The 12,661-nt window shown below is 72.0% G+C and carries 13 protein-coding genes; 3 read left to right on the top strand and 10 right to left on the bottom strand.

Going from position 1 to position 12,661, the window contains the following annotated elements; translation table 11 throughout:
* Positions 1 to 33: 33 nt before the first annotated feature.
* Together ACFYZL_RS30390 and ACFYZL_RS30385 are read right to left on the bottom strand one after the other, a co-directional pair.
* The gene (locus ACFYZL_RS30390; protein ID WP_388683372.1) at positions 34 to 519 is read right to left on the bottom strand and encodes a dihydrofolate reductase; all 486 of its coding nucleotides are present in this window, start codon (positions 517 to 519) and stop codon (positions 34 to 36) included.
* On the bottom strand, positions 516 to 1,313 hold the full coding sequence (locus ACFYZL_RS30385) for a thymidylate synthase (protein WP_384749802.1): 798 nt from the start codon (positions 1,311 to 1,313) through the stop codon (positions 516 to 518). Before ACFYZL_RS30385 ends, ACFYZL_RS30390 begins: the two co-directional genes overlap by 4 nt.
* Positions 1,314 to 1,566: 253 nt before the next feature.
* Between ACFYZL_RS30385 and ACFYZL_RS30380 the strand changes: the two genes are divergently transcribed.
* Positions 1,567 to 3,000, top strand: a complete 1,434-nt coding sequence (locus tag ACFYZL_RS30380; protein WP_388683369.1) for an amidohydrolase family protein — start codon at positions 1,567 to 1,569, stop codon at positions 2,998 to 3,000.
* Between the two features lie 42 nt (positions 3,001 to 3,042).
* Here the strand turns inward: ACFYZL_RS30380 and ACFYZL_RS30375 are convergent, their stop codons facing one another.
* The 5 genes from ACFYZL_RS30375 to ACFYZL_RS30355 form a co-directional block, all read right to left on the bottom strand.
* Positions 3,043 to 3,687, bottom strand: coding sequence for a CatB-related O-acetyltransferase (locus ACFYZL_RS30375; RefSeq protein WP_388683368.1), 645 nt, complete (start codon positions 3,685 to 3,687; stop codon positions 3,043 to 3,045).
* A 151-nt stretch (positions 3,688 to 3,838) separates the two neighbouring features.
* Positions 3,839 to 4,348 (bottom strand): hypothetical protein, encoded by a 510-nt coding sequence (locus tag ACFYZL_RS30370; RefSeq protein ID WP_384749793.1) that lies wholly within the window; start codon positions 4,346 to 4,348, stop codon positions 3,839 to 3,841.
* Between the two features lie 194 nt (positions 4,349 to 4,542).
* Positions 4,543 to 5,208: a CE1759 family FMN reductase gene (locus tag ACFYZL_RS30365; protein WP_384749790.1), complete on the bottom strand. Its 666-nt coding sequence runs from the start codon at positions 5,206 to 5,208 to the stop codon at positions 4,543 to 4,545.
* Positions 5,205 to 6,314, bottom strand: coding sequence for an LLM class flavin-dependent oxidoreductase (locus ACFYZL_RS30360; protein ID WP_384749787.1), 1,110 nt, complete (start codon positions 6,312 to 6,314; stop codon positions 5,205 to 5,207). The genes ACFYZL_RS30365 and ACFYZL_RS30360 overlap by 4 nt, the downstream gene beginning before the upstream one ends.
* A 240-nt stretch (positions 6,315 to 6,554) precedes the next feature.
* Positions 6,555 to 7,670, bottom strand: a complete 1,116-nt coding sequence (locus tag ACFYZL_RS30355; protein WP_384749784.1) for a nucleotide disphospho-sugar-binding domain-containing protein — start codon at positions 7,668 to 7,670, stop codon at positions 6,555 to 6,557.
* Positions 7,671 to 7,877: 207 nt separating this feature from the next.
* On the opposite strand from ACFYZL_RS30355, the gene ACFYZL_RS30350 reads away from it, so the two are divergent.
* A complete protein-coding gene (locus ACFYZL_RS30350) occupies positions 7,878 to 8,672 on the top strand; it encodes a PIG-L deacetylase family protein (protein ID WP_388683364.1) in 795 nt (264 codons plus the stop codon).
* A 244-nt stretch (positions 8,673 to 8,916) separates the two neighbouring features.
* Here ACFYZL_RS30350 and ACFYZL_RS30345 read toward each other — a convergent pair whose 3' ends face one another.
* The 3 genes from ACFYZL_RS30345 to ACFYZL_RS30335 form a co-directional block, all read right to left on the bottom strand.
* On the bottom strand, positions 8,917 to 9,426 hold the full coding sequence (locus tag ACFYZL_RS30345) for a DUF3291 domain-containing protein (RefSeq protein WP_388683362.1): 510 nt from the start codon (positions 9,424 to 9,426) through the stop codon (positions 8,917 to 8,919).
* A gap of 32 nt (positions 9,427 to 9,458) precedes the next feature.
* Positions 9,459 to 10,166, bottom strand: a complete 708-nt coding sequence (locus tag ACFYZL_RS30340; protein WP_388683359.1) for a helix-turn-helix transcriptional regulator — start codon at positions 10,164 to 10,166, stop codon at positions 9,459 to 9,461.
* A gap of 88 nt (positions 10,167 to 10,254) precedes the next feature.
* Positions 10,255 to 10,758: a nucleoside deaminase gene (locus ACFYZL_RS30335; protein WP_388683357.1), complete on the bottom strand. Its 504-nt coding sequence runs from the start codon at positions 10,756 to 10,758 to the stop codon at positions 10,255 to 10,257.
* Positions 10,759 to 11,129: 371 nt separating this feature from the next.
* Between ACFYZL_RS30335 and ACFYZL_RS30330 the strand changes: the two genes are divergently transcribed.
* The gene (locus ACFYZL_RS30330; RefSeq protein WP_388683354.1) at positions 11,130 to 12,656 is read left to right on the top strand and encodes a PucR family transcriptional regulator; all 1,527 of its coding nucleotides are present in this window, start codon (positions 11,130 to 11,132) and stop codon (positions 12,654 to 12,656) included.
* Positions 12,657 to 12,661: the final 5 nt, after the last annotated feature.

Genomic DNA, 12,661 nt, shown 5'->3' with positions numbered 1-12,661 from the left:
TGCCCGCCGGCGGTACCCCGACGCCGATCACGGTCAGGGCCGGACGTACCGGCGGATGCGGTAGCGCGGGCCGGCGGTCGAGGACTGCCAGCCCGTGTCCTCGCCGGTCTTCCAGGCCGCATCCACTTCCGGGGCGTAGGTGTCGCCCTCGACGGCGGTGTCGACCTCCGTCACCGAGAGCTCCGTGGCGTACGGCAGGGCGGCACGGTAGATCTCGCCGCCCCCCATCACCCAGGCCGTCGCCGCGCCGGCGATGTCGAGGGCCTCGGCGATGGACCCGGCACGGTCGGCGCCTTCGGCCGCCCACCGCGGATCCCGCGTGACCACGATGTTGCGCCTGCCGGGCAGCGGACGGAAGCGCGCGGGCAGCGAGTCCCAGGTCTTGCGCCCCATGATCACGGGATGGCCGAGGGTGGTCGCCTTGAAGTGCGCCATGTCCTCGGGCAGCCGCCACGGGATCGTGTTGTCCGCGCCGATCACGCCGTCGAGGGTCTGCGCCCAGATCAGTCCGGTGGTCATACGGCCACCGGGGCCTTGATCGCGGGGTGGTGCCGGTAGTCCAGCACCTCGACGTCCTCGTAGGCGTACTCGAACAGCGAGTCGGCCTTGTGCAGCTTCAGCTCGGGGAAGTCGTACGGCGTGCGCGAGAGCTGCTCCGTCACCTGCGCGACGTGGTTGTCGTAGATGTGGCAGTCGCCGCCGGTCCAGATGAAGTCGCCCGGCTCGAGCCCCGCCTGCTGCGCCACCATGTGGGTGAGCAGGGCGTAGCTGGCGATGTTGAAGGGGACGCCGAGGAACAGGTCGGCGCTGCGCTGGTAGAGCTGGCAGGACAGCTTGCCGTCGGCGACGTAGAACTGGAACAGCGCGTGGCAGGGGGCCAGGGCCATCCGGTCCAGCTCGGCGACGTTCCAGGCGGAGACGATCATCCGGCGGGAATCGGGGTCGCGGCGCAGGGTGTCCAGGATCTGGCCGATCTGGTCGACGTGGCTGCCGTCGGGGGTGGGCCAGGAACGCCACTGCACTCCGTAGACCGGGCCGAGGTCGCCCTTCTCGTCGGCCCATTCGTCCCAGATGCTGACGCCGTGCTCCTGGAGCCAGCCGACGTTGGAGTCACCGCGCAGGAACCACAGCAGTTCGTACACGACGGACTTGAGGTGCACCTTCTTCGTGGTGACCAGCGGGAAGCCCTGGGACAGGTCGTAGCGGAGCTGGTGTCCGAAGACGCTCCGGGTACCGGTGCCGGTCCGGTCGGCCTTCGCCGTCCCGGAGGTGAGCACCATTCTCAACAGGTCTTCGTACTGCGTATCCGCCATGACCAGCGAGTCTACCGAAGGTCCGGACCGCGTCGGACCGCGTCGGACCGCGTCCGGACCGCACCTGAACCGCGTCCCGGCGGCCACGAGGTGTCCGGCTCACGACCGGAATGGAAAGAGTTTTCCGCGAACACCCATCGAATGGTCGTTCGCTGGGCATGCTGCGTGTAATCTCCCGCCTCCGCTCGACGCTCCGTCTCAGCGTTCCGCCCGGGCGGGCCTTCCGTTCTCAGCCTTCGGGAGGTAACACGCCATGCAGGAACTCCCCACTCCGCCGTCGGCGGCACCCCGCCGCCGCGACCTCCTCGCCGGACTCGGCCTCGCCGCCGCCGCCCCGCTCCTCTTGGGCGCCACCCGCGGCCCCGCGCCCGGTGACCGCTCTTCCCTCCCGCCCGCCCCGGGCGGCGGGACGGTCCTGCTCCGCGGGGCGTCCCTGGTGCTCACCATGGACCCCGCCATCGGCACCGGCCCCCTCGGTGCCCTCGCGAACGCCGACGTCCTGATGCGGAACGGCGCCATCGCCGCCGTCGGCACGGCACTGGGCACGCCGCCCGGCGCCCGGGTGCTCGACGCCTCCGGCAAGCTGGTCATGCCCGGGTTCGTCGACACCCACAACCACCTCTGGCAGGCCGTGATCCGGGGCGGGTGCACCGACCGGGACCTGTTCGGCTGGTTCCAGCGATGTACCGACCCCCAGCGGGGCCGGCTGACACCCGCGGCCCTGCACAGCTTCGTACGGCTCGCCGCCCTGGACGCCGTCCAGTCGGGTGTGACGACGCTGGTGGACTGGGTGGACATCTTCTCGTACGACCTCATCGAGAGCTACGTACGGGCCCTGGCGGACACCGGGCTGCGGTTCACGTACGCGATGTACCCCCCGGCGCCCGACGGGGTGCTGGTCGGCAGGGTGAAGAAGGAACTCGTCGATCCGGTGCCGCTCGCTTCCTTCCAGGTCGCGACCCATGCGGCACGGGCGGCACAGGACCACAACCGCGCCCACTGGGAGGTCGCCCAGGAGCTCGGGGTGATGCTCAACTCCCATGTCCTGGAACGCCCCGAGCAGCGTGCCCACGACCCCATCGGGGTCCTGACCGACATAGGGGCGCTGGGACCCCGACTCATGATCAACCACGCGATCCACCTGACGGACGCCGAGATCGCCGCCGTCGCCGAGCACGACGTACGCGCGGCCCACTGCCCGCTCAGCAACATGCGGCTGGCCTCCGGCATCATGCGGCTGGGCGATCTCGGGCGGCGGGGCGTGAAGGTCGGGCTCGGCCTCGACGGCGGTACGAACGACAGCTCCGACTTCCACGCCCTGATGAAGACGGCGATCGGCCTGCAACGGGCCCGCACGACCGAGGTCGGCGTCTTCCCGCAGGTCGACGACGTGTTGAGGATGGCCACGCTGGGGGGCGCGGAGGTCCTCGGCCTCGCCGACCGGGTGGGCTCCCTGACCCCCGGGAAGCGGGCCGACCTGGTGGTCGTCAACCCGGCCGCGTTGAACTTCGCGCCGCGCTTCGACTGGGTCGGCCAGATCGTCTTCAACGGGCGGCCCGAGAACATCGACGCCGTGTTCGTGGACGGGCGGGCCCTGAAGCTCGGCGGCCGTCTGGTCGACGTCGACACGGGCCGCGTCGTACGGGAGGCGGAGGCGGCCGCCACCCGCCTCCGCGCGGCAGGCTAGACGGCGCGCCCCAGGGCCCCATCGGGTTCACGAGGGGTCGACTCAGGCCCGTGGTGCGATCTCTTCGAGGTCGTCGAGGGTGCCGGACATGATGACCCGGATGTGTTCGGTGATGTGCTCCACGGGCCAGTCCCACCAAGCGCGGGCGAGCAGCCGGGCGATCTCGTCGTCGTTGTAGCGGGTGCGAACGAGTCCGGCCGGGTTGCCGCCGACGATGCCGTAGTCGGGGACGTCGTCCACGACTACGGCGCCGGAGGCGATGATCGCGCCGTGCCCGATGCGGACTCCGGGCATGACCATGGTGTGGTAACCGAACCAGACGTCGTTGCCCACGACGGTGTCACCCCTGCCGGGCAGGTCACTCAGCAAGTCGAAGTGCTCTGCCCAGGAGCCGCCCATGATGGGGAAGGGGAAGGTGGAGGGGCCGTCCATGCGGTGGTTGGCGCCGTTCATGATGAACCGCACTCCGGTGCCCAGCGCGCAGAACTTCCCGATGACCAGCTCCTCGGGCCCGTAGTGGTAGAGGACGTTGCGGGTCTCGAACGCGGTCGGGTCGTCGGGGTCGTCGTAGTAGGTGTACTCCCCTATCTTGATCAGCGGCGAGGTCACCAGCGGCTTGAGCAGGACCACGCGCGGCTGATCGGGAAACGGGTGAAGCACCGTCGGATCCGCGGGAAGGCGGTTCATGGCAGTCGCTTTCGGTACGGCATCGGGGTGCACGCCACCATTGTGCTCATGACACGAACCGCCCCGTCGACGACCCGCGCCCGCGCACGTCGTCGTCGACGGGGCGAACGTCGCCCGATGCGGCACCGGACGGCCTCGGCGGCCGGCTCGGTCAGCAGCCGCCGCAGTTGTAGAAGGTCACGTCCCAGTGGCTTCCCTCGTCGGCGTAGACGTTGCCGGCGCCGGACTTCCACTGTGGAGCCCCGTCGCCGCGCAGCCCGATGTAGGAGAAGGTGTTCTTGATGTAGGTGCCGACGCAGGCGTACTTGGCGAGGTCGAGCTTGTAGCCGTTCCAGTGCGAGTACGTGCCGCTCGCGTGCCCTGTCTCGGTGCCGCCGGTGATGTTCAGCGCGCAGCCGCTGGCGCTCTTGAGGGTCTGCGCGCCCTGCGCCGTGGCGAGGTTGAGCTGCTCGAAGGAGGTGCAGCTCGCGTTGTTGCGGTCGGAACAGCCACCCGACGAGGACCAGGTGATGCCGGAGCTCCGGAACATCGAAGTCGCCGTCGCGTGGCTGATCTTGGTGGCGGCGTGGGCTTCGGTGGCCCCGCCGAGGATGCCGATGCCGGGGGTGAAGAGCACACCGGACAAGAGGACCAGTGCGCTGAGGACCGTGCGGATCTTCATCGGGAGTTTCCTCCTGCTGGTGACCGTGAGGGGTGGGGCAGGAAGATGGTGCCCCAGTTCTCCGCACGCCCACCAGAGGGCCTCGTCGGCCCCGCACGAGGGCCCGGGACCCCCGCGCGTGGCCGCGAGGCGGTGGATCCACTCGACCGACACGGCCGATCGCCCCGACGGCTGCTCGGCTGCTCGGCTATTGGCTATTCGGCCGCCAGCGCGGCCAGCCGCTGCGCGAACGGCACCACCTCGAAGCCGTGCGCCGGATGCACCGAGGTGATCGCGCCCGTGAGGGAACGCGGTGCGATGGCGGCGGTGGTGTCGACGTCCGGCGCCGCTCCCGGGGCGGCTTCCCGCACGGCGGGTGCCATGAACCGCGCCAACTCGGCGCCCGCCCGGGCCATCCGCTGCGCGAGCCCTTCGTCGCCCCAGTCCTCCGAGGCCGCGTACACGGCGGTCGGCAGAACGAGCGCGCGCAGGTACGTGAACAACGGCCGCAGGGCGTGCTCGGTGACCAGTGAGTGCCGTGCGGTTCCGCCGGTCGCGCCGACGAGGACCGGCTTGCCGGTGAGGGCGTCCTTGTCGATCAGGTCGAAGAACGACTTGAACAGACCGCTGTACGAGGCCGCGAAGACCGGCGTCACGGCGATCAGCCCGTCCGCGGCCGCCACCGCGTCGAGCGCGGCGGCGAGCCGGGCGGGCGGGAACCCGGTGGTGAAGTGCTGGGCGATCTCCGTCGCCAGGTCCCGCAGTTCGATCACTTCGGTTCCGGCGTCCACGTGGCGCAGCGTCTCGGCCGCGAGGCGGTCGGCGAGCAGCCGGGTCGAGGAGGGCGAGCTCAGTCCGGCCGATACGACGACGAGCTTCATGCGCGCGTCTCCTCCTTCGGGGTCTCCTGGGCACGGGCCGCCCGCTCGACGCGGGCCGCGTGGGTCGGGGCGTCCGGCACGCCCGCGGGGCGCAGGCTCGCGAACTCCTTGCGGAGGACCGGTACGACCTCCTCGCCGAGCAGGTCGAGCTGTTCCAGGACGGTCTTGAGGGGCAGGCCCGCGTGGTCCATCAGGAACAGCTGGCGCTGGTAGTCGCCGGCGTAGTCCCGGAACGACAGGGTCCGCTCGATGACCTGCTGTGGCGAACCGACGGTCAGCGGGGTCTGGGAGGTGAACTCCTCCAGGGAGGGGCCGTGGCCGTACACGGGTGCGTTGTCGAAGTACGGGCGGAACTCGCGGACGGCGTCCTGGGAGTTCCTGCGCATGAACACCTGGCCGCCGAGGCCGACGATGGCCTGCTCGGGGGTGCCGTGGCCGTAGTGGGCGTAGCGCTCCCGGTACAGGTTCACCATCTGCTTGGTGTGGGAGGCGGGCCAGAAGATGTTGTTGTGGAAGAAGCCGTCGCCGTAGTACGCGGCCTGTTCGGCGATCTCCGGCGAGCGGATGGAGCCGTGCCAGACGAAGGGCGCGACGCCGTCCAGCGGGCGCGGGGTCGAGGTGAAGGACTGCAGCGGGGTGCGGAACTTGCCCTTCCAGGTGACGACGTCCTCGTCCCACAGGCGGCGCAACAGGGCGTAGTTCTCGATGGCGAGGTCTATGCCGTCGCGGATGTCCTTGCCGAACCAGGGGTAGACCGGGCCGGTGTTGCCGCGGCCCATCATCACGTCGACGCGGCCGTCCGCGACGTGCTGGAGCATCGCGAAGTCCTCGGCGATCTTCACCGGGTCGTTCGTGGTGATCAGTGTCGTCGACGTGGAGAGGATCAGGTTCTCGGTGCGCGCGGCGATGTAGCCGAGCATCGTCGTCGGCGAGGAGGGGACGAACGGCGGGTTGTGGTGCTCACCGGTGGCGAAGACGTCGAGGCCGACCTCCTCGGCCTTCTGCGCGATCGCGAGCATCGCCTTGATCCGCTCGTGCTCGCTCGGCGTGCGTCCCGTCGTCGGATCGGGCGTGACGTCACCGACGGTGAAGATCCCGAACTGCATGGCTCCCCTTCCCGAGGTTGTTGAGGATTCAACTATACCCCGGAACGAAGGGTGCCCCCGAGGTATTCCCGCGGCCCCGGCCCCCGTGACGCGGCGGAGCCCCGCCGGAGACTCGGGGGCTCCGGCGGGGCTCGTGGGGTACGGAGACGGCGCGCGGCCCGCGGGCCGCCGTCCGGGCGTCCTACCTGCCGGCCACGTCGTTCGCGGCGGCTTCGATCGGCGGAGCGGGCCTGCGGCGGCCTACGCCACCAGGGCCTCCAGGGCGGGGACCGTCTGCGCCGGGGTCGGCAGGGCGTCGTTCTCCGCCCGGAGGCTCTCGGCGGCCTCGCGCAGTACCGGGTCCGTGACGAGACGGGTGAGGAGAGAGGTGTCGACGTCCTCGGAGGCGGAGCGCAGGGCGGCGCCGGTCGCGGTGAGGGCGTCGGCGTTGGTGAAGTGGTCGGCGCCCTGGGGCAGCAGCAGCTGGGGCAGGCCGGCCTGCAGCGCGGTGAGCATGGTGCCGGAGCCGCCGTGGTGGATCAACGCGTCGGAGACGGTCAGCAGTTCGGCGAGCGGCACCCAGGGCAACGGGCGGACGTTGTCGGGCAGGGTGCCGAGCGGGGCGAGGTCGGCGTCCCCGACGGCGAGCAGGAACTCGGCGTCCGCCGAGGCCGCGGCTTCGGTCAGGCGGGTGATGGCCCGAACGCCGTCCATCTCGGTGAGCACGGTGCCCAGCGTGATGACGACGCGGGGGCGGGAGCCGCGCCCCAGCAGCTCGGCGGGGATGGTGCCGCCGCCGTTGTAGGGGACGTAGCGCATCCGCAGTCCGCTCGGGTCGCCGCCGAGCGAGGTGGGCACGATGTTGAGCGGCAGGGGCTCGGCCGGACCCGCCACGCCGTACGTCTCGTACGCCTCGGTGAAGTTGTCGGCGAACCGGCGGACCATGTCGAGGCCGGGGGTGGGGCCGAAGTTCTGGAGCACCGACGGGATCTTGAGCTTGGCCGCGACGAGCGGGGCCGACGCCTGGAACGAGTCGTAGACGAGCAGGTCGGCGCCCCAGCCGCCGGCGATCTCCAGGAGGTGGTCCACGGTGGAGCGGGATACCCGGGCGAAGACGCGGGCCGCCCTGTCGAGGATCTGATCCGTGGTCATGTCATGGTTGACATAACTGATTTCGCCGTTGGACTGCTCGAACACCTCACGGATGGTGCGGCCGTCGCCTATCTCGACGATCGGGAAACCGGCCTCGCGGAGCCGGTCGAGCGGCCGGGCGCTCGCGAACAGCACCTCGTGCCCGGCGGCTCGCAGGGCTTGCGCGGTCGGGATCATCGGGAAGAGATGGCCGGCCGCGGCCGGTCCGGTGAAGAGTATGCGCACGGTTTCTCCTTGCGAAAGGCCTGCCGGTCAGGGGACGTGGCGTCCGCAGGCGCCACGATCCCTTTGGGTGAACTGACGGGCGGACAGGCTTCGTTCCCGCGAGGAGGATCGAAAATCGGACGTTCTGTCGCGCCGTCCGGTCGCGTCGCGACCCTCCTCCGTTCCCCTCCACCGCCCCTCGCCTTTCGACAGGAAGGTGCGCGTTCCATGACCCCGTCCCAGCCTGCCGGTCCCCGGCCCTCGCTCCTCGGCGTCTTCGCCCACCCCGACGACGAGTCCCTCCTGGCGGGCGGCGTACTCGCGCAGCACGCCGCCTCGGGCGCGGCGACCGCCGTGGTCACCACCACCTGGTCCCCCGACAGCCACCGGGCCCCCGAACTCGCCGAGGCGCTCGCCGTCCTGGGCGCCGGGGATCCGCGACTGCTGGGCTTCGCCGACGCCCGCGTCCCCGACTCCGCTCCCGGCCGTCCCCGGCTGTGCGACGCCCCGATCGAGGAGGTGGTGGGGCTGATCGTCGGGCACGTGCGCGCCGTACGGCCGCGGATCGTGGTGACCCACGACGCGTACGGCCAGCTCACCGGGCATCCCGATCACGTCCGCACCCACCAGGCGACCGTACTGGCCTTCCACGAGGCCGGGCTCGAACACTTCCGCCCGGACACCGGGGAGCCGTGGCGGCCCGAGGTCCTGTACGCGGCCACGCATCCGCACTCGGGCGTCGGCGAGCTCACCGCGCTGCTCGAACGGGTGGGGAAGAAGGTGTTGAGCGTCCCGGACGAGTACGTCACCGCGACGGTCGACGTGACCGGCCGCTCCTTGGAGCGGAAGTGGGCCGCGATCCTGTCCCACCGCAGCGAAGCCGCCCGGGAGCGTTCCCTGCCCGGCATCCTCGCCCGACTCCCCGCGCGGGTACGGGAGTCGATCATCGCAACGGAGTACTTCACCCGCCTGGGCACCGGGGCCGCCGGGCCGGGAGGAGGGCTGCGGGAACTGGCCGTGTGACGAGGCCAGTGGGCCCGTGACGGTCCGGGGACGAGCCCGGGCGGCGCGCCGCCCGCCTCACCCTCAGCCCGCCTCGCGCCCCAGGAGGGCGAGCAGTCGCTGCTCGGGGCTCGCGGCTGCGGAAGCGGCCAGGGACGGCGCGATCGCCGCACTGCCCGGCGGGCATTTCCGCCCACGTGACGCCATATCGCCCTGCGGGCACGCCCCCCTGCCGGAGGCCGCCGATCACCCCGGGAGTCGCCGGTCAGGCCGGCGAGGCCTCGACCGGCGTCGTCCCGGCGGCTCGGGCGGCCTCCTCGGCCGAATAGGAGGAGGTGAAGGTGAACGCGCGCGGGGACGGTCCGTGCGCCCGGAGGTCCGCCAGCCGATCCAGCGCTTCCCCGACGGTCGGGACGTGGCCGCCCGGGATCCACCAGAGCACCAGGTGGGCCTCGACGTGCCGTTCGAACCACTCCCGACGTCGCCTCATCGCCTCCAGGTGTCCGCTGCGGTAGGCGAAGTCCCAGAGGGCTTCCTGGTTCTCCCACACCGACAGGTTGACGATCACGCCGTCCCCCGCCGGGCGCAGGCCGGTGGCGTCGGCCTCCCCGTCCTCCACGAGCCGCCACACGAAGCCGGGCGCGCCGTCGGCGGCGGCGTTGACCGGGTCGAGCAGTTCGACGAACGGGGCGATGCGCGGGTCGTCCAGGGGGTGTCGAAGGGTGGCGACGTTGAGCTGGGCGAGGTGGGCGGCGGCATGCGCGGATGGGGTCATGGCCCCATCCCAGCACGACCGCAGTTTCTATGTCAATGATCGTTGTCTTTAGAAGCCTCCACCACCACGCAGCACTCCCCCGGCCTGGCGTCCATGCGGGCGCGGACGGGGCCGTCGGCGCCGAGCAACCCCTCCAGCAGGGCGAGGTTCATACCGCAGACGAGCGGCGGGAAGCGTTCGGCGACGGCATGGAAGGGGCAGTTGCGCATCCGGATGGCGGGCTCGGCCCGCCCGGCCGCCTCATCGGCGCCCGGAGCGCCCCCTGGACCCTCGGCGCCTTCCCGGTACGGCTCGTAGCCCCGCGCGGCCAGCACCTCCATCGCCTCCGCGAGGCCGGTGCAGGGTTCCGCCGAGCCGCGCAGGGCCTCACCCCGGCGGTGCGCGGCCGCGCAGAGCCCGGCGTCCAGTCCGGCCTGCTCGGCGGCCTCCGCGAGCAGCTCGGCGGCGGTGCGGTAGTCACGGGCGGGCAGCGACACCGATCGCTCGGTGCGCACCCGCGTGTACACCTTGGCGGGACGACCCGCCCCCGGCCCCGAGCGGCCCGTCAGCCGGCGGCTGCCGCTCTCCAGCAGGCCGACTTCCGTCAGCTTGTCCAGATGGTGCGCGGCGAGCGTCCGCGCCACGCCGGCCGCCTCGGCGGCCTCGTTGCGGCCGACCTCGCGGCCCTGCGCGGCCACGTACTCGTACAGGCGGCGCCGCACCGGATCCTGCAGCGCCGCGATCACATCGATGTCCTCCATCCGACCATTCTAGGAACAACGCCGGTTGGAGATAGAAGACGCAGAGTGCCGGTCGAGCAGCACGTTCGTGCCCGACCGGCGGGGTGGGTCAGTCCCAGAAGCCGTGGTGGACCTCGCGGGCTTCCGCGAGGTCGACGGGGCCGGTGACGGGCAGGGGGCGCCGGCCGGCGGCGAAGACCTCGCGGCAGGGCAGGGCCATGGTGGGGTTCTCGTCGTTGGCGCCGGTCAGGGCGCGGAGCCCGTCCTCGCCGAGGGCGTAGACGACCGCGCCGATGTTGCCCCAGTAGATGGCGCCGGAGCACATCGCGCAGGGCTCGGTGCTGGTGTAGAGGGTGCAGGTGCGCAGGAACGCGGCGTCGTACTTCGCTGTGGCGAGGCGCACGAGATTGGTCTCGGCGTGGCCGGTGGCGTCGCGGTCGGTGGTGACGGTGTTCTGGGCCTCGATCAGGATCTCGCCGTCGGGGCCCGTGAGCAGGGCGCCGAAGGGATGGTTGCCGGCCTCGCGGGAGCGGCGGGCGATGGCGACCGCGGTGCGGAGCAGCTCGGTGTCGGCGTCGGTCGCGGCGGAGGTGGAGGTGGGGTCGGTGGTCATGCCGGGATCTCCTTGGTGGTGGGATCGGTGTGCGTCGTGTCGCCGCCGGTCGGCGGCGTGCGGGTGAGTACGTACTGAGCGACGGCGGAGGCCTCGACGGTGGTCGTGGCACGCGGGGAGCCTTCGGTCTTCCGCGCGAGGGTGGTGCGGCGTCGTGCCTCGTTCCGTCATTCGTGGGAATCAGGGAAGGCCGCGTGCTGCCGCAACGGCAGTACACACCTTTGGGGCAGCGGGTCGTCACCGTCGTTGCGGGGAAGCCGTGGCCGGAATCGGGCGGGGTTTCGTATGATCGTCGGATACCCGGATGTGCGGAGACCGCGATACGTGAGTACCTGAGCACGTGCTGCACACGAGAAGGAGGAAGGCGCACCGTGCGGGTGAGGGATCTGCTGGACATGCCGGAGCTGCGGCTCACCGCGCTCGACGACGGCGGCGCGACCGGCCTGGACCGCGAACTGCGCTGGGTCTACACCACCGACCTGCTGGAGCCCGCCGACTTCCTCTCCGGCGGCGAGCTCGTCCTGACCAGCGAGGGCTGGTACCGCACGGAAGCCGACTGCGAGACCTTCGCCGCGTCCCTGGCCGATGGGGCGGCCGCGGCGCTCGTCGCGGGCGACATCCTGCTCGGTGAGGTGCCTCCCGCCCTCGTCGACGCCTGCCGCCGCCACGGCATCCCCGTCCTCGCCGCGCCGGCCGACATCAGCTACGGCACGCTGTCCCGCACGGTCATCGACCGCGTCAACCGCGAACGCGGCCGGGTGCTCGCCGACGTCCTCGGGCACCACCGCCGCCTGGTCACCGCGCTCGTCGACGGCGCGGACCTCGGCGGCCTCGTGGCCATGCTCTCCGCCGAACTCGGCACTCCCTGCTGGGCCCTGTCTACGGCGGGCCGCCTCCTCGCCGGGCCGGGCGAAGAGCTCGGCGCCGCCGTCCGCGGTCGACTCGCCGCCCACGCCCTGCGCGCCGAGCGCCTCCCGGCCACGGACGAGGGGCACACGCTGCTCCCGATCGGCCGCCGCAGCGCCGGCGGCGGGCTCCTCGTCCTCCGCGGGGCCCCCGACGACACGGGCACCGCCGCACAGACCGCCGAGCTCCTCGCCCTGGGCGGCGCCCGTCGGGACGAACGCCGGCGCACCGAGCAGCGGTTCCACACCCAGCTCGTCGAACTCCTCGACCAGCAGGCCCCGCCCGCGGCCGTCGCCGCCCGCCTGCGCACCGCCGGCCTGGCCACCGACCGGCCGCTCGTCGCCTTCACCGCCCTCACCCGGGGCGCGCTGCGGTCCTGGGACCTCGCCGCGGACCTGGTCGAAAGCACCCTCGACGAGGACCCCGACATCCGCGCCGTCGTCGCCGCCGGCGAAGCCGGACCGACCGTCCTGGCCTCGCTCGGCACCCGGCTCGACGACGGCGCCCTCGCGACCCGGCTCGGCGAACGCCTCGCGCAGTTCGAGCCCGCCGCCGACGGCGGGCGCATCGCCTTCGGCCTCGCCACGTGTTCCGATCCGGCCGGGCTCTGCCGCGCCCTCGAGGAATCCCGGCACGCCGCACGCCTGGCCGCGCTCCGCCCGCAGCGGCTGGCCCTGGTCACCGCCCGCGAACTCGACTCCCACCTGCTGCTCCTGGCAGGCGTGCCCGGCGACGTCCGGGCCGCCTACCGGCAACGCCTCCTCGGCCCCCTCCACGCCTACGACGCCGAACACGGCGCGGAGTTGACACGCACCCTCGGCGTGTTCCTGGAGGCCAACGGAGCCTGGCGCGCCGCCGCGGAAGCCCTCCACATCCACGTGAGCACGCTCCACTACCGCATCGGCCGCATCCAACACCTCACCGGCCGCGACCTGTCCACCGCCCGCGACCGCGTCGACCTCTACCTCGCCTGCGCCATCGGCGACAGCTGACCGGC

The sequence above is a fragment of the Streptomyces sp. NPDC001717 genome, assembly GCF_042892775.1.
Classification (GTDB): domain Bacteria; phylum Actinomycetota; class Actinomycetes; order Streptomycetales; family Streptomycetaceae; genus Streptomyces.
The sequence above is the reverse complement of the archived record's forward strand: the minus strand, read 5'-3'. Positions and strand labels throughout refer to the sequence as shown.